Annotated in this window: 1 pseudogene; it reads left to right on the top strand. The window is 45.8% G+C overall.

Annotated features, from left to right (window positions below):
* Nucleotides 1–251: pseudogene (locus GB932_RS21920) on the top strand (ATP-dependent zinc metalloprotease FtsH); the annotation flags it as partial.

The following is a 251-nucleotide window of genomic DNA, read 5'->3' as shown; positions in this document are numbered from 1 at the left end:
TGGTAGAACACGCATCTCCACTTTTAAAGGTGACGATCGTTCCTAGAGGACGTTCACTGGGAGCAGCATGGTACCTTCCTGAAGAAAGACAGCTTACCACGACTGAACAGATGTTGGACGAAATGTGTGCAACATTAGGAGGTAGAGCAGCAGAGCAGGTTATTTTCAATAACATTTCTACAGGAGCACTTTCTGACCTGGAAACAGTAACGAAGAGAGCTCAGGCTATGGTAACGATCTACGGATTAAGC

The sequence above is a fragment of the Microbacterium karelineae genome, assembly GCF_009745985.1.
Lineage (GTDB): Bacteria > Actinomycetota > Actinomycetes > Actinomycetales > Microbacteriaceae > Microbacterium > Microbacterium karelineae.
This window is presented reverse-complemented; position numbering and strand designations above follow the sequence as displayed.